The sequence below is a fragment of the Saprospiraceae bacterium genome (assembly GCA_016709995.1).
Lineage (GTDB): Bacteria > Bacteroidota > Bacteroidia > Chitinophagales > Saprospiraceae > JADJLQ01.
Window position 1 is genome coordinate 420471 of record JADJLQ010000003.1, and the last position, 21379, is coordinate 441849.

General features: G+C 41.5%; 17 protein-coding genes and 5 pseudogenes. 15 read left to right on the forward strand and 7 right to left on the reverse strand.

Translation table 11 applies throughout. From position 1 onward, the window contains the following. Positions 1 to 183: 183 nt before the first annotated feature. The 3 genes and pseudogenes from IPJ09_20685 to IPJ09_20695 form a co-directional block, all read right to left on the reverse strand. The gene (locus IPJ09_20685; protein MBK7373805.1) at positions 184 to 756 is read right to left on the reverse strand and encodes a fasciclin domain-containing protein; all 573 of its coding nucleotides are present in this window, start codon (positions 754 to 756) and stop codon (positions 184 to 186) included. A gap of 77 nt (positions 757 to 833) precedes the next feature. After that, positions 834 to 2667: pseudogene (gene nosZ, locus IPJ09_20690) on the reverse strand (Sec-dependent nitrous-oxide reductase). A 181-nt stretch (positions 2668 to 2848) separates the two neighbouring features. Beyond that, complete coding sequence (locus IPJ09_20695; protein ID MBK7373806.1) at positions 2849 to 3316, reverse strand: cytochrome c; 468 nt, start codon at positions 3314 to 3316, stop codon at positions 2849 to 2851. A 254-nt stretch (positions 3317 to 3570) separates the two neighbouring features. Between IPJ09_20695 and IPJ09_20700 the strand changes: the two are divergent. Then, positions 3571 to 5092 (forward strand): annotated as a pseudogene (locus tag IPJ09_20700) (IS1634 family transposase). Here IPJ09_20700 and IPJ09_20705 read toward each other — a convergent pair. Continuing rightward, positions 5028 to 5435 carry a hypothetical protein gene (locus tag IPJ09_20705; GenBank protein MBK7373807.1) on the reverse strand — a complete coding sequence of 136 codons (408 nt, stop codon included), beginning with the start codon at positions 5433 to 5435 and terminating at the stop codon, positions 5028 to 5030. The pseudogene IPJ09_20700 and the gene IPJ09_20705 overlap by 65 nt on opposite strands. 241 nt (positions 5436 to 5676) lie before the next feature. Between IPJ09_20705 and IPJ09_20710 the strand changes: the two genes are divergently transcribed. Continuing rightward, the gene (locus IPJ09_20710; protein MBK7373808.1) at positions 5677 to 6312 is read left to right on the forward strand and encodes a PorT family protein; all 636 of its coding nucleotides are present in this window, start codon (positions 5677 to 5679) and stop codon (positions 6310 to 6312) included. 80 nt (positions 6313 to 6392) lie between these two features. On the opposite strand, the gene IPJ09_20715 is transcribed toward IPJ09_20710, so the two are convergent. Continuing rightward, positions 6393 to 7736 carry a T9SS type A sorting domain-containing protein gene (locus IPJ09_20715; GenBank protein MBK7373809.1) on the reverse strand — a complete coding sequence of 448 codons (1344 nt, stop codon included), beginning with the start codon at positions 7734 to 7736 and terminating at the stop codon, positions 6393 to 6395. A 496-nt stretch (positions 7737 to 8232) separates the two neighbouring features. Continuing rightward, entirely contained in the window at positions 8233 to 8958 is a 726-nt protein-coding gene (locus tag IPJ09_20720) for a hypothetical protein (protein ID MBK7373810.1), read from the reverse strand. A gap of 402 nt (positions 8959 to 9360) precedes the next feature. On the opposite strand from IPJ09_20720, the pseudogene IPJ09_20725 reads away from it, so the two are divergent. The 13 genes and pseudogenes from IPJ09_20725 to IPJ09_20785 all read left to right on the forward strand — a co-directional run bounded on the left by IPJ09_20725 (position 9361) and on the right by IPJ09_20785 (position 20667). Next, a pseudogene (locus tag IPJ09_20725) lies at positions 9361 to 10209 on the forward strand (dienelactone hydrolase family protein). Between the two features lie 338 nt (positions 10210 to 10547). After that, a complete protein-coding gene (locus IPJ09_20730) occupies positions 10548 to 11405 on the forward strand; it encodes an ATP phosphoribosyltransferase (protein MBK7373811.1) in 858 nt (285 codons plus the stop codon). 2 nt (positions 11406 to 11407) lie between these two features. Then, positions 11408 to 12682: pseudogene (hisD, locus tag IPJ09_20735) on the forward strand (histidinol dehydrogenase). Positions 12683 to 12692: 10 nt separating this feature from the next. Then, a pseudogene (gene hisC / locus IPJ09_20740) lies at positions 12693 to 13720 on the forward strand (histidinol-phosphate transaminase). Between the two features lie 14 nt (positions 13721 to 13734). Then, entirely contained in the window at positions 13735 to 14838 is a 1104-nt protein-coding gene (gene hisB, locus IPJ09_20745; GenBank protein MBK7373812.1) for a bifunctional histidinol-phosphatase/imidazoleglycerol-phosphate dehydratase HisB, read from the forward strand. A gap of 9 nt (positions 14839 to 14847) precedes the next feature. Further along, on the forward strand, positions 14848 to 15447 hold the full coding sequence (gene hisH, locus IPJ09_20750; protein MBK7373813.1) for an imidazole glycerol phosphate synthase subunit HisH: 600 nt from the start codon (positions 14848 to 14850) through the stop codon (positions 15445 to 15447). A 5-nt stretch (positions 15448 to 15452) separates the two neighbouring features. Next, positions 15453 to 16175: a 1-(5-phosphoribosyl)-5-[(5-phosphoribosylamino)methylideneamino] imidazole-4-carboxamide isomerase gene (locus IPJ09_20755; protein ID MBK7373814.1), complete on the forward strand. Its 723-nt coding sequence runs from the start codon at positions 15453 to 15455 to the stop codon at positions 16173 to 16175. A 40-nt stretch (positions 16176 to 16215) separates the two neighbouring features. Then, positions 16216 to 16593 (forward strand): DUF5618 family protein, encoded by a 378-nt coding sequence (locus IPJ09_20760; GenBank protein MBK7373815.1) that lies wholly within the window; start codon positions 16216 to 16218, stop codon positions 16591 to 16593. Positions 16594 to 16742: 149 nt separating this feature from the next. Then, a complete protein-coding gene (hisF, locus tag IPJ09_20765) occupies positions 16743 to 17528 on the forward strand; it encodes an imidazole glycerol phosphate synthase subunit HisF (protein ID MBK7373816.1) in 786 nt (261 codons plus the stop codon). Between the two features lie 24 nt (positions 17529 to 17552). Further along, positions 17553 to 19073, forward strand: a complete 1521-nt coding sequence (locus tag IPJ09_20770; protein ID MBK7373817.1) for an MHS family MFS transporter — start codon at positions 17553 to 17555, stop codon at positions 19071 to 19073. 147 nt (positions 19074 to 19220) lie between these two features. Next, complete coding sequence (locus tag IPJ09_20775; GenBank protein MBK7373818.1) at positions 19221 to 19556, forward strand: YbjQ family protein; 336 nt, start codon at positions 19221 to 19223, stop codon at positions 19554 to 19556. Further along, positions 19553 to 20164, forward strand: a complete 612-nt coding sequence (locus IPJ09_20780; protein ID MBK7373819.1) for a bifunctional phosphoribosyl-AMP cyclohydrolase/phosphoribosyl-ATP diphosphatase HisIE — start codon at positions 19553 to 19555, stop codon at positions 20162 to 20164. Before IPJ09_20775 ends, IPJ09_20780 begins: the two co-directional genes overlap by 4 nt. Beyond that, a complete protein-coding gene (locus IPJ09_20785; protein ID MBK7373820.1) occupies positions 20161 to 20667 on the forward strand; it encodes a methylated-DNA--[protein]-cysteine S-methyltransferase in 507 nt (168 codons plus the stop codon). The genes IPJ09_20780 and IPJ09_20785 overlap by 4 nt, the downstream gene beginning before the upstream one ends. 146 nt (positions 20668 to 20813) lie before the next feature. On the opposite strand, the gene IPJ09_20790 is transcribed toward IPJ09_20785, so the two are convergent. Beyond that, positions 20814 to 21362, reverse strand: a complete 549-nt coding sequence (locus IPJ09_20790; GenBank protein MBK7373821.1) for an RNA polymerase sigma factor — start codon at positions 21360 to 21362, stop codon at positions 20814 to 20816. Positions 21363 to 21379 lie beyond the last annotated feature (17 nt).

A 21379-nucleotide genomic window follows, 5' to 3' on the forward strand; every position in this document is an offset into this window, starting at 1 on the left:
AGTTAAACCTTCAGGATATTGTGGTGCAAACAAATCAATACGCCAGGCCGGTAAAAATAAATCGCTATCAAAGCCCCGCTGGCAAATGCTACTAGTATCCTGGAGGTAAAACTAAGAGTATCCTTCATTATGAATTTATTAAATGATCTTAATATGTACGGTATTAATTTTTAGTCTTGAGGTTCAGTTATTAGCGGGTGGCAACAATACCTCATCTATCACATAGACCAATCCATTGCTTGCGGGCACCGCAGCAAGGACATTGGCAGTACCATTGATTTTTATTTTGCCATCTGGAGTCTTGGTGATCGTGATATTTTGACTATTTACCTGCCCTAGTTTTTGTCCGTTTCTAAGCATGTCTTCTTTGAAAACGCCAATGGAGACATGATACTCCAATATATTTTGAAGATCAGCTTTTTTGTCGTTTTTCATCAAGCTTTCTACCGTGCCGGCAGGCAATTTGGCAAATGCCTCATTGGTTGGAGCAAATACTGTAAATGGTCCTGCATTGCTTAGGTCATCCACATAATCTGCCTGTTGTAATGCTGCTACTAAAGTTGTATGATCTTTGGATCCTACAGCGATTTTTACAATGTCTTTTTGAGATTCATTGTCGACAACCGCATCCTGACCATTAGATGTCATACCAGCTTCAGGTGCTGATGATTGAACAGTGGATGGTGCATCGTTTTTGCAAAACATGATAGTGGAGAGCATGAAAGCTATTATAACGATGGTGATTAAATTTTTCATAATTGTATAAGATTTTATGTAGGCTGAAATTTTGTAGACCCTTCAAATTGAAAAATTATTAATTGCTTTTTAATTCTTTATTGTACTGCTGGTGGTTCGGGATCACCGGTGTTATAGGTGATGGGTACATTGCTGCCAGCTGGAGAAACCCTAAGATAACCTTGCATCTCTTGATGCAGGGCTGAACAAAAATCAGTGCAATACATTGGGAATATTCCAACCCTGTCAGGATTCCATTTTAAGGTCTGAGTTTCACCGGGCATTATGAGTAATTCTCCTGTATTGGCTCCCTTGACTGCAAAACCATGAGGTACATCCCAGTCTTGCTCCATATTGGTGACATGGAAATATACTTCATCCCCAACTTTAATCCCTTCAATATTATCCGGAGTAAAATGTGAACGAATGGCGGTCATATATACATCAACTCTTTTGCCACTTCTGGTGACTTTGGTTTCTTTGTCACCTTTAGATACATATTTGTTGGTGTTTTCCTCGATTTTATAAAACTTGACTGAATTTTTTGTGATTAATTCTGCAGGACAAGCTTGCGCATAATGCGGCTCTCCGATAGTTGGAAAATCTAAAATAAGTTTCATTTTATCCCCACTGATATCATATAATTGTGCGCTTTGAGTCAGTTCTGGTCCAGTTGGTAAAAATCTATCTTTTGTAATCTTATTGTAGGCGATCACGTATTTTCCAAATGGCTTTCTGCTATCTCCTCCGGGTACACAAAGGTGACCAATAGAATAGTAGGTAGGCACCCGATCCAACACCTCAAGGCTTTTTACATTCCATTTTACGATCTCAGAAGAAACAAACATAGAAGTATAAGCATTGCCGTTATTGTCAAACTCGGTATGTAAAGGGCCTAATCCCGGTTTTTTTACTTCCCCATGCAGGACAGATTCATACTTCAATACTGGTAATCCTTCATAATCACCATCAAATGATTTGTCTGCAATGGCTTGTTGAATTTTGTAAAAGAGTACACTGGCATTAAGGCTGCTAGTTTTCCGCTTCCTACGATATATTCTCCAGTTGGATCTACATCACAGCCGTGCGGCGACTTAGGACAAGGCATTAAATACACCAGGCCAGGCAATTCTTTTGCATCTAATACGATCACTTCAGTTTCTATTTTGGAAGTCGCTGTATGCATGTTTTCATCATAAGCATTGTGAGCATATCGTACGGCTTGTTTTTGCCTTTCCCTGCGCCAGGTATTGTTCGGCTAGTTTCCAGTTGACAGCCATAATGAAGTCCTTGTCACGCTGGGATGCATTGACCTCCAGTAACGTATTGGCCTGTTCAGAATTATAACATGAAAAGAAAAACCACCCATGACTTGGACCCTTGCCGGCATGACTTAAGTCAAAGTTTACACCAGGCAATAGGATTTGAAAAGCGATACTCATATTGGGGCCTGCTGGATCCACTTTAATAAAACTGACGGTCCCTTTAAAATTTTGTTTGTAACTTTTGATGGGTACATCTCCATTAGAGTTGTCCATAGGTATACTGAATCGGGTACCGGCGACGACATATTCGGTGTTTTCAGTCGTGAAGGCAGATGAGTGGTTGCCAGCGCTATTGGGGATGTCGATGATTTCTGCTGTTCTGAATGTAGTCAAATCTATACGGGCTATTCGAGGAGTGTTATTTCCATTGATAAATACCCATCGGCCATCTACCTCTCCATTGGTTTGAGACATTTCAGGGGTGGTGGAGCATCATCCCACGGGACAAAGCCATGAGATGTATTGAGCATGGGTTTGGTTTCTTCACTGAAGCCATAACCTTTTTCCGGATCTACAGAGAATACAGGAATGACCTAAAAAGCCTTCCAGAGGGTAGTCCGTATACAGAAAGTTGTCCACTGAATCCTCCGGAAACGAAATTGTACATCTCATCATATTTGCCGGGCGCCACATATGCCTTGGATGCTGAGTCTCCACTGACGGCGGTTTTGCAATCCTTTGGGGCGACACCCGGGGATAACAATGGCCATACCCAAAAGGAATAGTATGACATGTATTGAACTAAAATTTATTGGTTTCATTTTTCATTATTTATATAGTGAATACAATTATTTTTCGCCATCATTACTTCTCATGAATTCAATGACTTTTCTGGCTTCATCCGGGGTAATGTTTTGATTTGGCATTCTTACCAGGCATTGCTCCAACATTTTTTGAGCCTCCGGGTCTTTCTCTAACATCATATCTACATTGGTGATCATGTTGATGATCCAAAGTGGTTTTCGTCTTTGAGTCACTCCTTTCCAACCGGGTCCTACCAATTTGACTTCGCTTAGACGATGGCAGGACATACATTTCAATTCATAAGTTGATTTCCCTACAGATACCCAGTCGTTATTTAATGGATTGCCAAAAGTAATGTCACCTTCTTTGATTTCGGTACCGTGTACTTCAGGCTGGTTTTTGGCTAAGTCATGGATATCTATGGGCTTCTCGTCTTTTCTTACACCCTCGTTACCACAAGCCATAAGAAAGGTTAGCAGGAGGAATCCAAGGCATAAACTGATTTGTTTCATATTATTTTTTATTTAAGAAGTTTAGATTTAATCTTGGCTAAAAGTAAAACCTCATCAAAGCTCTGCTATTGATCTTAATCATTAGGTTCGCTGATTTTGGTCAATGTCTGAAAGCCAGATAATTATAATCAATAACAGTGAGGATTTCCTACCTTATTCTTTTCCTGTTTTCCGCACTAGAGCATTTTTTGAGATAAGTAATTGATAATCAGTTATTGTTTTTGAGAAACGGGTGTCCGGGCTTATTTTTAGGGGTGTTCATTAGACAAAAGAAGAATAAATCTGGTAGTATCAGTGTTCAGATTATATCTAAGGTTGGGGCCGATATAAAGTTGAAAGACTGTTGGCAGTTCTGACCGAGAAGATCAAATAAAGAATTTAGTCCAGAAAGCCGAGCTTGATGTAATCAGTATGGTTGGACAATCAAGTTTATTCAATTCTGAACAGGATGTACAGCTTGAAAATTACCTGGACACTATAGAAAACATGCAAATTAGGACTATAGGGCCTGAGTTAATTTTTGGAAAAATATACGACGCCATCGGCTACAATGCTATCAAAGAAGACTTATTCCGGCAATTGGTTATAGCCCGTTTAGCTTTTCCACTGAGCAAGCTAAAAACAATAGAATACATCTACCGATATCAAGGAGTAACCATTGGTCTTGATCAGGTATATCGATTTCTAGACAAGTTAAATGATACATTAAAAGAACAAGTTGAGCAGATTTCATATCAACACACTTTAAAGACTCTCGAAGGAGAGATAGGTATAGTATTTTATGACATGACGACTCTGTATTTTGAGTCTAATGAAGAAGATGATTTTCGAATGAGCGGATTCTCTAAGGATGGCAAACATCACTTACCTCAGATATATCTTGGTTTATTAGTAGGCCTAGGTGGCTATCCTATCGGCTATGATCTTTTCGAAGGAAAAATATTCGAAGGAGATACATTGATCCCAGTTATTGACAAGTTGACAAAAAATTCAATTTGGCGAAACCAATCATTGTAGCCGACGCTGGCCTATTAACTAAAGCAAATATTGATACGTTAGCAGGTCTTGGGTATAGTTATATTATAGGAGCAAGAGCTAAGTCTGAAAAAAACATTATCAAAAACGAAATTCTTTCCTTAAAGTTGAATGATGGTGAAACCAGGATAATTCACAAAATGGACGGCAATAGGCTTATAATATCGTATTCTGAAAAAAGGGCCAAAAAGGACGAACACAACCGGAAACGAGGCCTGTCTCGTTTAGAAAAACAAGTAAAATCTGGAAAACTTACCAAGCAGAACATTAACAATAAAGGCTACAACAAATACTTACGAATGAAAGGCAAAGTAGATATTGAGATAGATTATGATAAGTATAATGCTGATAAACAATGGGACGGGCTAAAAGGTTATATCACAAATACGACCATTAGTCCTTCGATAATACTTGAGCAATACAAGAATCTTTGGCATATAGAAAAAGCATTTAGGATGTCTAAAACAGACTTAAGAATAAGACCCATATATCACCGATTAAAAGAAGGATAGAAGCCCATATTTGCCTCTCATTTGCCGCATACTCTATTTATAAAGAACTTGAAAGAATCTTAAATAAGAATCATTCGTCAATATCTATAGTACAAGCGGCGGAGCTAACTCATACTATGTATCAATTGAAATAAGCCTTCCAGAATCTAAAAAAAACAAATTGATTACCTTAAAAATGGATCCCCTTCAAAAGGAATTGTCGAGCATTGTTGAATCAAATTATGCATAAAACTTGTCCACAGACGCCAGGGTGTCCCATTGCGGAAAACGCGTGGTTTTCGTCTTTGAGTCACTCCTTTCCAACCGGGTCCTACCAATTTGACTTCGCTTAGACGATGGCAGGACATACATTTCAATTCATAAGTTGATTTCCCTACAGATACCCAGTCGTTATTTAATGGATTGCCAAAAGTAATGTCACCTTCTTTGATTTCGGTACCGTGTACTTCAGGCTGGTTTTTGGCTAAGTCATGGATATCTATGGGCTTCTCGTCTTTTCTTACACCCTCGTTACCACAAGCCATAAGAAAGGTTAGCAGGAGGAATCCAAGGCATAAACTGATTTGTTTCATATTATTTTTTATTTAAGAAGTTTAGATTTAATCTTGGCTAAAAGTAAAACCTCATCAAAGCTCTGCTATTGATCTTAATCATTAGGTTCGCTGATTTTGGTCAATGTCTGAAAGCCAGATAATTATAATCAATAACAGTGAGGATTTCCTACCTTATTCTTTTCATAAACCGAACAAAATTTCTCCTATTTTAGACAGACTAAAATCACATTACTCAGTGAAAAAAAACGATTTTTGTATTATGGTGAAACCTCTGGTCTTGATATTTCTCCTTTTTCCGTGTCTTCTCTCTGCCCAAATCGGGGTCAAAGCAGGACTTAATTTTGCCAATTTTACTAAATCAGGTGATTTTAGTAATAGCACTCGTTCCGGATTTCATGCAGGGATTTTTGTGACACCTAATGCTACCAAGGTCATTGGGTTCAATGCAGAGTTACTTTATTCCCGCCAGGGATATAATTTTAAGGATAAAAACAATACTGGCACGGTCAATCTGGATTATATCGTGATCCCAACTTTTCTCTCCCTTAATTTTACGCGATACTTATCCATCATGGGAGGATTAAATTTTGCTTACCTCTTTGATGGCAAGGTGGACACTATACCATCTTCTACCGGAGGTACTTCAGTTATAAAATTTAAAGATTATTACAAAAAGCTGGATTTTGGATTGGGTCTTGGTGCGGAGTCGCATCCGGTGGGAGGGCTGGTCATTGGTGCCAGATTCAACTTTAGTCTTGGCAATCTATTTAATTATGTCAATGATGCGGGTAGTGTCAAGGAAGCTTTTTTGCCAAAAGTCAATGGCAAGAATAATTTATCTCAGATCTACACCGGGTGGTTATTTAGCGGGTATAGGAAGTACGAGCGATATTGATAGTATGAGCGCAGATTTACAAATAAAAAAAGACCTCCCGTAAAATAGAAGGTCTTTTTTTGAGATTTTATCTTGAGAAATCAATTTTTCAAAAACCGAGTTGACTTGCCTTTACCATCTCCTATATAATAGGCACCTGATGGCAGATCAGCGATAGATAACGATATCGTATTGAGGCCTTTGATCATGTCTACCGAATAAGTTTTATGGGCCATTCGACCGGCCATATCCATGATCATAAGATTGTTTCTACCCTCCACACTTGAATAGAATTCAATATTTATCACGGTTGATACAGGGTTAGGGTAAACCGAAAAAGTACTGTTTTCAAATTGTTTTTTAGAAATTTGTGTTCCATTCTTCAATCCTGCTATCGAGCTCACCCCAAACATATCAGACTCCCATACACCTCGACCATAAGAGGCTACTCTTACTTTGCCCAGCGCATATTGAATTTCGATATCGGCTACCTCGACATTGGGCAATCCTGCGTTGAATAAAGCCCAATCTGTCATAGAGTTGTCTCTGTAATAAACCCCTATGTCCATACCTAAATAAACGCCTCCATTGCTGCCATTATAGAAAGCAAGGATATTTGAAGGTATATTAGGGAGTGACCCGGATATATTGGTCCAACTACTACCTCCGTTTGTAGAGACATATACTTTTTCACCGGCATTATAACCAGAGATAGTGACCCATACATTGTTTGGATTAAGGTTATCAATAGCAATGGAAGATATACGACCCACATTGGTAGGATTGGTGAGTGCTGTCCAGGAATTAGTACCTGTAGTGGTTTTAAATAATCGGTTGCCGCTGGAAAGGTCCGCATCGGTACTATAGTATACTATATTGGCATCACTGGGAGCGATAGCCAATGCTCTCACATTGATGGTATTGCCAGCACTGATAGCGCTCCAGGTTGTGCCATTATTAGTTGATTTCCATATATTCTTATAACCAGCATAGATGGTAGATGGGGCGCTGGGTGCTAATCCAAATGGCGTGATCCAGCCACTGGCCTCTGAGGTTGGCTTGATACTGGTCCATGTGCTACCACCGTTAGTCGACCTTTTTAAGTCTCCATAATATAACTCCCCATACATATAATTGGCATTGACAGGATTGATGGCACAGTCCATACCATCACCACCTATTTTGTCAGACCAGCTTCCAGTGGTACTTCGAAGTTTTGTGCCATTGTCCTGAAGCCCCGCTATGACTACGGAACTTGTTTGCGCTACCCCGAGACGATACATTTGGCTTATGACCATTGGATTGGTGAGGTGGGTCCACACAGATCCACCATTGGCAGTTTTATATACTCCTCCATCATTTGTCTGCCAAAGGGTAGTGGTATTTTGAAATTCTAAAGCATGCTTGTCCGCATGCACTATTGGTGTTTTGCCGAGCTGGTCCACATTGTGTTAACCTTCCAGCTGCCACCTCCATTGGTAGATTTCCAGGTATTAACCCCTCCAACGTAAATAACACTGATATTGGCGGGATCAACTGCCAATGCCAAATCATACCAGCCTTGACCTCCTGCATCACCACCATTGGCATTCCAACCAAAAGATTGGGAGTTAGCTTTTTAATGTCCAAGTCGTTCCACTATTAGTACTAGAGTAGAACCCATTAAATCCATCATCATCATATCGTGCATATAATAAACCTACAAAATTGGGATTGGCCGAGAAATAGCGATTGCAGCCCTGTAGGAGTTGGTCTTGGTATGAATTTGACTCCACTAACTCCTCCATCAGTGGTTCTATATAAAAATGCATCAGTGCCTGGAGATGTAACCAGTTGCATAATAAGTGGTTGCATCTCCAGGTTTGTTTTCGATGTCGAAAAACTGAACATTGGACAAAGTTTGGGTCCAGGAATTACCGGCATCTGCTGTTTTAAATATTCCTACAGAAGTGGCAGCAAAAATAATGTTAGGTCAGATGGGTGTCTCTGAAGCTTTCGGATATATCTTAGGTCTGACCTGGTCCAATTAAGTCCGGTTGAAGACCAGTTGACTCCACCATCAGTAGATTTTAAAACGCCTTCCGAAGGGGAATCTCTTCCATCTCCATCGCCGGTAGCCAGGTAAATAATGTCCGGATTAGTTGGTTCGACCAAGATGGATGAGGCACCCAGGCTTCCCTGATTATCTGTGAGTGGGCTCCAGTTTGTTCCTCCATTGGTAGACTTCCATACACCGCCACCGGCGCTACCTATATATATGGTGTTGACATTAATTGGATCGAAAGCAACACAATTGATACGACCTAGTCCAGCATAGCCACCTGCTGAATTGTTTGGCCCAAGATTAGCCCAGTTTCCAGTAGCCGGACCTATTAAACTTGCAGCTGAAAAATCGAAGGCTTCTTTATTAGCGCCAGCGGGAGCAGGGGTGCCATCGGGTAGCAGGTGATTTTCGCGATGATATAACCATCTATTAAATGGGGTGAAACCTTTGCCCTTATCGGGAGTTTTTCCTCTCCAATATTCTTGAAATTGTCGCTTTGCTTCTTCAAAACTCGCTTTGTCTCCATTATCCATTAACGAAGCCCATGGCTGAGCTTGTAGACAGAATCCTGCTAAAAAAAGCAAGACCATTAAGATTAAGTTAGATCCAAAATTAGTTTTCATCGTATTAGAGTTTTTATTAAAATTAAATATTTGGCAGATATGGGAAACAAAGATATTATATAGTTTTGCAATTAGTTTGTTCTGCGGCTGTATTCTGTTGCTAATTATTTTATATATTAGTCAATCTATAAACTATTATTATGGTATTCGCAGCTATTAATTAACTTATATCCTGGACAAAGTTTAAAAAATTGATGAAAAAGGGTATTTGATTCTTTATATTTAACAGAATAATATATGTATTTACTGCATTTAGTATAAAAATAATTCGCTGTTATAGTAACTTATCTAAATAGAAGATTAACATTTCATTTTTAATTAAAATGTTCTTTTGGGTAATTTGCTTTAAGAGTATTTGATTAGCTTTAGCTGGCTTTTAATTTTTATTAAACCTGTTAAATTATGGATCAACGCATTATCAATCTCTATGACGAATACACCCACAAACCCCTTTCCAGAACAGAGTTTCTGACCAGGCTGACCTCATTGGTTGGAAGCTCCGCAGCTGCCATGCTGATATTGCCACAATTGGAATCCGATTTCAAGCTTGCCAATATCACCGACGCAGATGAATTGTTTACTGAGTACATACATTATCCGGGTGCTCCCGGGGAAATGACTGCATATGTGGCCCGTCCAAGGAATTAAAAAATACCCGACCGTAGTGGTCATCCACGAAAATCGTGGCCTCAATGCCCATATCGAGGATGTGGCCCGTAGGGCCGCTAAGGCCGGATACCTGGCCATCGCACCCAATGCACTTTCTGCACTTGGAAGGGCCTTCGCCAATGAAGACGAAGCTCGCGGCGCATTTAAAGATCTCAAACCGGAGGATAGTCTCCATAATTTTATTCATGCGTTCGATTATGCCAAAACCCGAAATGATTCAAATGGAAAGTTTGGTTGTGTAGGGTTCTGTTGGGAGGCGCTATGACCAACAACCTGGCAGTCAATGTACCTGATCTGAAAGCTGCAGTGGCATTCTACGGCAGGCAGCCTGCTGCTGACAAAGTGCCCAATATCCATGCCGCCTTGCAGCTTCATTATGGTGCTTTAGACGAAGGGGTCAACGCCGGCATCCCTGCTTACTGAAGCTGCTCTCAAAGCCAATAATAAGGTATTTGAAATCCATATGTACGAGGGGCTCAACATGCTTTTCACAACGATACTTCTGAAGCCAGATATAATGAAGCTGCAACTAAACTGGCCTGGGCCAGGACTTTAGAGTTTTGGGCAAAGTATCTGAGCTGAGTTTTATTTTATTCGGAGCATTGTAGCCGATAGATCAATTACAAGGCATAGGCAGGCTGCTTTTTAATCGGTAAATAGACTAGCAATAGGCTGCCAAATGGCCGGTTTCACGGACTTCCCTGGTTTAGATACCGTTTAAAATCACAAATTGGGCCCGGTTTTTGTATGTTAATCAGAAGTAATCAATTACATTTGCAGCCATGTTTATTCATTCTATACACCATCATTGTATCCTGAGATCAGGTAATGGTATGTCTTGAGTGAACAAAAAAAAATAATAATCAATCAAAGGCTTGCCGCTACCCGGTGAGCCTTTGTTTTTTTAAAACCTTTATTAAATGACCAGATTAAACATAGCGATACAAAAATCAGGCAGAATGCATGACGACAGCATGGCCTTACTCAAAGATTGTGGCCTCCGGGTCGATTCAGGCACTGACCAGTTAAAGACCAGTGCTTCCGGCTTTCCCCTGGATATACTGTACTTACGCAATGGTGATATCCCTGAATATCTCCAGGATGGGGTAGCGGATATCGCCATATTGGGAGAAAATACAGTAGTAGAGAAAGGGAGTAAAGTAGACAAAGTGATGTCACTTGGATTTTCAAAATGCAGACTATCTATGGCCGTGCCTCAGCACTCTGGATATGAAGATGTTCGGTTTTTTGAAGGCAAAAGAATTGCAACCTCTTATCCGAATACTGTAAAATCATTTTTAAAAGCTAATGGAGTCAATGCAGAGATTCATCAGATATCCGGCAGTGTGGAGATAGCACCTCATATCGGACTGGCTGATGGCATCTGTGACCTGGTGAGCTCGGGTAATACCCTGTTTCAAAACAAATTAGAAGAGAAAGATGTCATCCTTAGGTCAGAAGCCTGCATGTACATTCATCCTAACCTTTCTGCCGAAAAAAGGAGATTACTTGAACAGCTATTGTTTAGGATTAAATCCACCCTTGATGCTCGCAAAAACAAATATATCGTATTGAATTCTCCAAAGTCAGCTTTGGAAAAAATCATTTCTTTATTGCCTGGTATCAAAAGTCCAACGGTATTGCCTTTGGCTGATGATGGATGGTGCTCCGTACATTCTGTCATCCCGGAACAACAGTTTTGGGAGGTCATCGGCGCGCTGAAAGAAGCAGGCGCTCAAGGTATACTCGTGATTCCAATCGAAAAAATGGTCAGCTAAGTATGGATAAGTATATAGAACCACAAAGATCACAATGGGTAGATCTGATCACCAGGCCTTCCGGTCATGATGAGCAACAGGAATCTTTAGTAGAGACTATCCTCGATCAGGTAAAATCCCAAGGTGATATCGCTTTAAAAAATTATACCCAGAAATTTGATGGCGTTAGTTTGAATTCATTCTCTGTTTCGCAAGAGGAGGTCAGCACTGCAGTGACAAAAATTGCCTCCAAACTTAAAGAAGCTATTGAAGTTGCCAGGCAAAACATAGAAAAATTCATACTGCACAGATCAGTCCAGCTGTCCGGGTCGAGACGATGCCAGGAGTACAATGCTGGCAACAAGCCAAACCAATCGAACGCATAGGTATCTATATTCCCGGGGCACTGCACCTTTATTTTCTACTGTACTTATGCTGGCAGTACCTGCTGTCATAGCCGGCTGCAAGGATATCATATTGTGCAGTCCTCCTGACAAAGAAGGTCAGATCCACCCTGCCATCCTGTATACTGCTCACCTATGTGGTATCCGTAGGATATTTAAAGTAGGGGAGCACAAGCGATCGCCGCGATGGCTTACGGTACGATGGAAATACCCAAAGTCGATAAAATATTTGGGCCTGGCAATAGTTATGTGACGATGGCTAAAATGAAAGTGCAGCAACAAGGTGTGGCGATCGATATGCCTGCAGGACCTTCAGAAGTGTTGATCCTCGCCGATTCGGCTGCGGATCCTTCCTGGGTAGCTATAGATCTATTGTCCCAGGCTGAGCATGGCCCGGACAGCCAGGTCGTGCTGGTCACTGATTCTGATCCATTTGTAGAAGAAGTAAAAACACAGATCACCCGACAATTGTCCCTGCTACCACGTAAAAAAATTGCTATGCAGGCATTAAATCATAGCCGCTTTATTGTGATCGCTGATCCCGATACCCAGATTGAGTTTGTCAATATGTATGCGCCGGAGCATTTGATCATCAACTATAAGAACGCTGACAGTATAGCTGATCGAATTTTAAATGCAGGCTCTATCTTCATCGGACCTTATTCCCCGGAATCCGTGGGTGACTATGCTTCAGGGACTAATCATACGCTGCCCACCAGCGCCTTCGCCAAAGCTTATAGTGGGGTTAATCTGGATTCTTTTACCAAAAAGATCACCTACCAAAAGCTTACTCAAGAAGGTCTGAAACTGATAGGTCCTTATGTAGAGATTATGGCTGAAGCAGAACAACTAACGGCGCACAAACTGGCGATCACCAAAAGATTGAAAAACTGAAATAATCCTTATGAATATCGATGCACTCATCAGGCCTAATATAGTAGCTCTCAAGCCTTACTCTTCTGCCAGGCACGAGTTTACAGGCCATGGGGAGATCTTTTTGGATGCAAATGAAAATCCGTACGATACAGATGTCAATCGATACCCTGATCCCTTACAGCAGGAGTTGAAACAAGTCATCAGTGAATTAAAAAACATTCCTGTGGACCAGATATTTCTAGGCAATGGAAGTGACGAAGCCATAGACCTCATACTCCGTATTTTTTGTAATCCGGGTCAAGACGAAATCATGGTACTTCCACCCACTTATGGCATGTACCAGGTGAGTGCAGATATAGCTGATGTCAAGGTGAAAAAGGTGAGATTGACTGAAGATTTTCAACCTGATCTGGAATCTATCCGCCAATCTATGGGTGAAAACACCAAAGTACTTTTTTTATGCAGCCCCAATAATCCTTCCGGCAATCTCATCGGGATAGAAAAGGTAAAGCAGATTTTGGGATTTTTAAAGGGATAGTAGTCATCGATGAAGCTTATATCGATTTTTGTCCTGAGTCTACGACCATGCCGATGATCGGACTATACGATCGTCTCATCGTGCTGCAGACACTGTCTAAAGCCTGGGGCATGGCAGCAATCAGACTCGGTATGGCATTTTCTTCAGCTGACATTATCTCGTATTTTAATAAAGTAAAAGCGCCATATAATATCAATATCCTTACACAAAGATTTGCCCTGGATCGACTGAATAAAAGGCAGGCCATGAGGGAGCAAACCAGTGAAATATTGAATGAAAAACATAAATTGATGACGCTCTTGCCATCCATACCCTGCGTACAAAAAGTATATCCATCTGATGCCAATTTTTTATTGATCAAGGTGACTCAGGCAGATCGAATCTATGAAGCCTTGGTGGTCGAGGGCATTGTCGTGAGAAATCGGTCTAAAGAACCTGGCTGTGAAAACGCATTGAGAATAACTATTGGCAAGCCAAAAGAGAATGAACTATTGATCCAGACACTTAAATTATTGTAGGTAATATATTTTGTATGAAAAAAGTCTTATTCATAGATCGTGATGGTACCCTGATCGTAGAGCCGACTGATAATTTTCAGATAGATTCATTGGCCAAGCTTGAATTTATCCCGGGGGTCATCACCTGGCTGGGCAGGATCGTATCTCAGTTGGACTATACCCTCGTCATGGTGACCAACCAGGATGGCTTAGGTACAGACTCCTTTCCGGAAAATGATTTTTGGCCTGCACACGAAAAAATGCTTACAACCCTGCGCAATGAGGGCATCATCTTTGAAGACATACATATCGACCGGTCTTTTGATCATGAAAAAAAAGACACCCGTAAACCCGGTCTCGGGATGATGGGCAAATATTTTTCACCGGAATATAATCTGGCAGAAAGTTATGTCATTGGGGATCGTGTGACGGATGCCAGGTTTGCGGCCAACCTGGGTTGCAAAATGATTTTGTTTAATTCCTCAGTACCTGCTTTGGGGTTGGACATTGATCTGAGGGCTGGCAGCTGGAAGGAGGTTTATAATTTTCTGAGATTGCCACATCGCGTATTTGACTTAATAAGGCATACCAAAGAGACCAATGTCGATATTCGTATAGACCTGGACGGAACTGGTGACACCGACATCTCCACAGGCCTTGGATTTTTCGATCATATGCTCGAACAAATAGGCCGGCATGCAGAGTGTAACCTCAAGATCAAAGTGACCGGTGATCTGCACATCGACGAGCATCATACCATCGAAGACACCGGTATTGCACTCGGTGAAACGATATTGAAAGCCCTGGGTGACAAAAAAGGTATTGAACGTTATGCATTCCACTTGCCCATGGACGAAGCGGATGCTGAGGTATTGATTGACTTTGGTGGGCGGCCGTGGCTGATCTGGCAAGCAGAATTCAGACGCGAAAAAATTGGCGAGATGCCGACAGAAATGTTTCAGCATTTTTTCAAATCATTCAGCGATGCTGCCAAATGCAATCTCCATATCCGATGTCGAGGGGACAACGAACATCATAAGATTGAAGCTATTTTTAAAGCTTTCGCCAAATGTATCCGTATGGCTAAACAAAGGAATCCTGAATCTGATCTATTGCCTTCAACCAAAGGAATGTTATAAGCTTACCCGATGAACAAACAAAAAATAGCAGTCATCGATTATAATGCCGGCAATGTACAGTCAGTTTTATTCGCGCTCGATAAATTTGAGGTAGATCCTGTATTGACCAGAGATCCGGAGATTATTTTACAAGCTGATAAGGTTTTGTTTCCAGGGGTAGGAGAGGCCTCCACGACGATGAAATTTTTACAATCGTATGGATTGACTGACCTGATCCCAAGATTGACTCAGCCTGTATTGGGCATCTGCCTGGGATTGCAATTAATGTGTGATTATTCTGAAGAAAACGACACGCCATGCCTGGGTATTTTTCCTATTCAAGTCAAAAAATTTGTTGCTCCTGATCCTTCATTTAAAATACCGCATATGGGTTGGAATCAAATCCAGCTTCTGGGAGAGGGCTGGGTGCCACAGGCGCTCCACAATCATTACGTATATTTCGTACACAGTTATTACGCTGCCCTGAGTGAATATACGGTGGCGGGCTGTGACTATGCTCAATCCTTCAGTGCCATTATACACAAAGACAATTTTTATGCGACCCAGTTTCACGTAGAAAAATCCGGTCCTGTGGGTTTGACAATTTTAGAGGCTTTTTTGAAAATTTAAATACGATGATTATTTTTCCCGCAATTGACCTCATCGATGGCAAGTGTGTCAGATTAAGTGAAGGCGATTTTGACCGTGTCAAAGAATACAAGGCTGATCCCCTTGATATGGCCAAAAAATATCAGGATGCCGGACTGACTCACTTACACCTGGTAGACCTGGATGGCGCAAGGAACAAAAAAGTCAGCCAGTACAAGGTACTTGAATTGATCGCCGGCAAAACGACGCTTCGGGTTGACTTTGGAGGCGGTGTTCAGTCAGATGAGGATCTCCGCATCGTATTTGAATGTGGCGCTAAACAGGCTAATGTAGGGAGTATGGCGGTAAAAGACCCAGAACTCTTCGAATCCTGGCTAGAGTCCTATGGCCCCGAGCTAATCATATTTGCAGCAGATGTAAGAGATAAAAAACTTGCCACTCATGCCTGGAAGGAAGGAGGTGAGCTAGAGCTCTTCGATATGATCGAAAGATTTAAATCTAAAACATTAAGCTTGCTCACCTGCACTGACATATCCAGGGATGGTATGCTGGGTGGATCCAATAGAGAGCTGTACAGGGAGATTTTACATACATACCCGGACCTATTGCTTACTGCCAGTGGTGGAGTGCATAACCTGGAGGATCTGGAGACTTTAAAAGAAATAGGTTGTTATGGTGCCATAGTGGGAAAGGCCATTTATGAAAACAAAATTCGAATTGAAGATTTACATCAGTTTCAAAGCAGGTAATTCGCAAAATACTATTTATGAATTTTATTAATTTTGTTATATGACTGAGTCCATAAAAGAAGCCAATCGATACCTCTCTAATGCAAAAGAATTATTGAGTGAAAAAGCTAACAGGACTAATGGTGTCTATCAAGATGCAAAGTATGTCAAGATGGCTGGACATACTGCTTACTGTGGTGTCTTATTTGCTCTGGACTTGATGATTAAACAGCCAAAAAAGAATAAAAGAAAATCAGTAGAATATTATAGAGAGTTTTTGTCAAAGTATGACAAAAAAATGTTGACAGAGTTTAATAACCTTTACGATACCCTCCACCTTAGCCTGGGATATGATGGGAACACGGATGTCCGAATCAGTAAGGTTGGATTAGAGATGGCCAAAGAATTTATCGCGAAAGTAGCAACCCGATTAAACTAACAATTGCTATGTGGACAGGACAGAAATGGTATTAATATTTTAATTATTTTTTATCCTGGTATTATTCGAAGCACTCGACTACGTAATGTTTTCCAAATTCCGATTTTTCTAAATTTTTATTTTTTTAGCAAAATTTAATCAATATCATCATGTTAGCCAAACGCATCATAGCCTGTCTCGATATCAAAGATGGTCGTACTGTCAAAGGAGTTAATTTTCTGGAACTCAGGGATGCTGGTGACCCGGTCGAGCTTGGCAAAATATATAGCGATCAGGGTATCGACGAACTGGTCTTCCTCGATATCACTGCTACCCATGAAAAAAGAAAGACACTGGGTGATCTGGCCAGGGCCGTTGCTAAAAACCTCAACATCCCTTTTACTATCGGGGGTGGTGTCTCTTCTTTGGCAGATGCCTCCGTGTTACTGGAAGCAGGTGCCGACAAGATATCCATCAATTCTGCAGCTGTCAGAAATCCTCAACTCGTAAGAGATCTGGCGCTGGAATTTGGGAGTCAGTTTGTAGTCGTAGCGATTGACGGCAGACAGACACCTGCCGGATGGGAAGTCTATGTGCAAGGTGGTAGAACAGCTACCGGTATCAAGATGTACGAGTGGGTACGAAGAATAGAAGATTTGGGCGCCGGAGAAATATTATTTACCTCCATGGATCACGATGGGGTCAAAACCGGCTTTGCTGTGCAAGCCACCCGACAGATGTCAGAGATGGTGAGTATCCCGATCATTGCCAGTGGGGGAGCAGGGACAATGGCACATTTTGAAGATATCTTTTTAGAAGGCAAGGCGGATGCCGCCCTGGCAGCCAGCATTTTTCACTACGGTGAGATAGCTATCGCAGATCTAAAACAGTATTTGAAGGATGCCGGAATCCCTATCCGATTATCTACACGCACGGAGGAGCTCATTCAAGCCTGATAATTTATTATCTTTCGAACTATAATGGCAGATCAAAATAGTGGAATATCCAAAATCATAGGCGCCTCCGCAGTAGGGACCTTAATCGAATGGTATGATTTTTACATCTTCGGTAGCCTGGCAGTCCTGATAGGTCGCAAGCTCTTTCCACCGGACGCAGGTGCTTCTGCTTTGATCAACACGCTTGCCATATTTGCAGCAGGATTTTTGGTAAGGCCGTTTGGTGCCTTGGTATTCGGACGAATTGGTGACCTTGTAGGCAGGAAGTATACGTTTTTATTGACACTGGTGCTCATGGGGGCCTCTACTTTTCTGATTGGTTTGATACCGGGATTTGAGACCTGGGGATATGCTGCCCCACTGGCAGTATTGGTTTTGAGATTGATCCAGGGTTTGGCACTAGGAGGTGAATATGGAGGCGCAGCTACTTATGTGGCAGAACATGCTCCGCCTGACAAAAGAGGCTTTTATACAAGCTGGATTCAGACGACAGCTACGCTGGGCCTATTTCTATCGCTGGGAGTGATTATTTGGACCAGGTGGGCTTTGGGTACTGAGGCATTTAATGATTGGGGATGGCGAATTCCTTTTTTAGTCTCCATATTATTAGTAGGTATATCCATCTATATCAGGATGAAGATGAACGAATCTCCTGCTTTTGCCAAACTCAAAGAAGAAGGCAATATCTCCGTCAATCCGATTAAAGAAAGTTTCAGCCACAAGACCAATTTTAAAATGGTTTTACTCGCTTTATTTGGTGCTGTAATGGGGCAGGGAGTGGTGTGGTATACCGGCCAGTTTTATGCACAATCTTTCCTTGAAAATACTTGTAAACTTGGATTTAATCAGAGCAGGTATATCCTCATTGTGGCGATCGCCCTGGCCACGCCGGGATTTATTTTTTGGGGTTGGCTCAGTGACCGGGTCGGTCGCAAATGGATCATGATGGCAGGCATGCTATTAGCCATTTTGACTTATCGGCCTATATATAAATATTTTTATGAGCACAGTGATTCCGCGGTTTTGACCAAACAAAATATAAGTAATTCTGTTCCCATAGTCACCATCGTCTCTATCAATGCTAAAGGAGATTCACTATACCAAATTCAAAGTGTGGTGACTACCGATCAGGGCTACACTTTCAAACAGTCCAGGGTGGATACTTTGTTTGCCCCTTTAAGAACTGTGTACTCACAAGGCAAAACTTCGATTTCGGACAAAAACCTGCCGTCCGGTGCGTTTTGGATGTATGTATTATTGGTGTTTGTTCAAATACTTTATGTCACGATGGTTTATGGACCGATAGCTGCTTTCCTTGTCGAACTATTTCCTACCAGGATACGGTATACCTCTATGTCCCTTCCTTATCACATCGGCAACGGAGTATTCGGAGGACTTGTCCCATTTATAGCTACCTTGATGAGCAGTTTTCCGGGGAGCAATTATCTTTCAGGACTTTGGTACCCAATAGGCGTGGCTGCGGTCTGTTTGGTGATTGGTTCGATTTATCTCAACAATAAGATTAATCCTGATGTTTTGCATTGAGGAGGAAGGAAAAATTCAAGTTCAAAATCACGTTCAAGTTCAAGTTCAAAATTCAAAATTCAAATTCAAAGTTCAAAATCAAAATCAACAGAAAATTCAAACCTCAAACCTCATACCTCACACCCCATCCCTCAAAAATAATCAACAATGCTACTTACTACCACCAATACCATTGAAGGACATCAGATCAAACATTACCTTGGACTGGTAGCCGGTGATACGGTCATCGGAGCCAATGTATTTAAGGATATCATGGCTGCGTTTACCGATTTTGTCGGAGGGCGATCTGCATCTTATGAGCGTGTATTAAAAGAAGCTAAGGCTGGCGCTGAAGCTGAACTGGTGCAGGCTGCCCAAAAGATGGGAGCCAATGCAGTGATTGGAGTAGACTTTGACTACGAGGTGATGGGTAAAGGAACGATGTTGATGGTGTCTGTGACGGGTACCGCTGTTATTTATGATGAGTTTAAAAATGTAAAATGAAATCCGATCTCCAAAATATAAAATTTGATGCTCAGACAGGACTGATGCCGGCTATTGTCCAGGATGATCTATCAGGCAAAGTGTTGATGTTGGGTTATATGAATGCCGAAGCCCTCCGTCTCACCCAGGCTACCGGCAAGGTGACTTTCTATAGCCGAAGTAAACAAAGACTCTGGGTAAAAGGGGAGACCAGCGGACATTTTTTGTTGTTAAAATCCATATCGACGGATTGTGATGATGATACGCTCCTGGTGAAAGTAAAACCGCTCGGGCCAACGTGTCACGAAGGATTTGATACCTGTTTTCAGGAGAAGAACGAATCAAATGATTTTATCAATCAATTGGATCAGTTGATTGAAAATACCCGTATCAGTCCAAGAGAGGGATCTTATACTACCCAATTATTTACAGCAGGCATTCAGAAAATCGCCCAGAAAGTCGGCGAAGAAGCTGTAGAGACCATCCTCGAAGCCCAGGCAGCCGGCAAGGAAGACCTGGTCTATGAGGCCAGCGATATGATCTATCACCTATTGGTATTGCTCCGTGCCAAAGGTGCATCCTGGCAGGAAGTGGTAGATCAATTGATCAAGAAGCATCAAAAAAAATGAATCCTGCGGCCACCTGCTTTTTCACCAGTCCAGTTGGTTATATCATCTGCACTGCCAGTGACACAGGGCTAAGCTCCTTAAGCATCAGGCAGATATTACCCGAAGATTTGGGTAAAAATCAATTAGGGCATCCCTTTTTGACACAAACCAGGATACAAGTCGAAGAGTACCTGGAAGGAAAAAGACAGACCTTTGAAGTTCCCCTCGATTTTGGACCAGCCAGTAAGTTTTTCCAATCGGTTTGGAATATATTACTCACTATACCCTATGGACATACACGTTCGTATGGTGAAATAGCAAAACAATTGGGAGATATCAATAAATCCAGGGCAGTGGGTATGGCCAATGGTCGTAATCCAATCGGTATCATCGTGCCCTGCCATCGGGTCATTGGAAGTGATCATTCGCTTACGGGGTATGCTGGAGGACTTGAGGTCAAAAGAAAATTGCTGGAACTGGAATCACCTAAGAAATGGTCTTTGCAGAGTGAAATGAGCTTTTGAAGAGTGAGGGTTTTAGCAAATTCAAATTCAAATGCAAATACAAACACCTACTTTAGATCGGTCTTTTAAGGTCCGACGAAGTTATTTAACCAAAATTCAATTTTAATTCAAACCAAAAGAGGAGCGTGCCTCTACCAAAGTATCTCTTAGCTCGCCATTTTCAGGCTCAGATCTTTAAACCCTAAGGTCTTGCCATACCGTTGCTCAATCTTATGCTTGAGGTCTTTTCTGGCGAAAAATATCCTGCTTTTTACAGTGCCGAGAGGCAGCTGCATATCCTCTGCAATCTCCTGGTACTTGTAACCTTCAAAATGTTTGATGAAAGGGTATCGTATCGTGTCATCCAGTTCGGTGATCATACCATTGAGCTCTTGCATCAGCATATTGGTTTCTCCCTGGTTGCCAATATGATTGGGACCAGAATTGAGGATATAAAGATTGTCAGTTGAATCAAACAGCACTTTGGTCTTTGACTTCTTGCGATAATTATTGATAAATATATTGCGCATGATGGTCAGTAACCATGCTTTGATATTGGTGCCTTCCTGGAATTTTTCCTGGTTCATCAGCGCCCGGAGGAATGTCTCCTGCAGCAGGTCTTTGGCGTCATCATTGCTTTTTGTAAGATTAAACGCAAAGCTCAACAGGCGATCTCGGTGTGTGTTTAAAGCGGGGACAAAGCTATTAGACTTCATTTTGTTTAATGTTTATG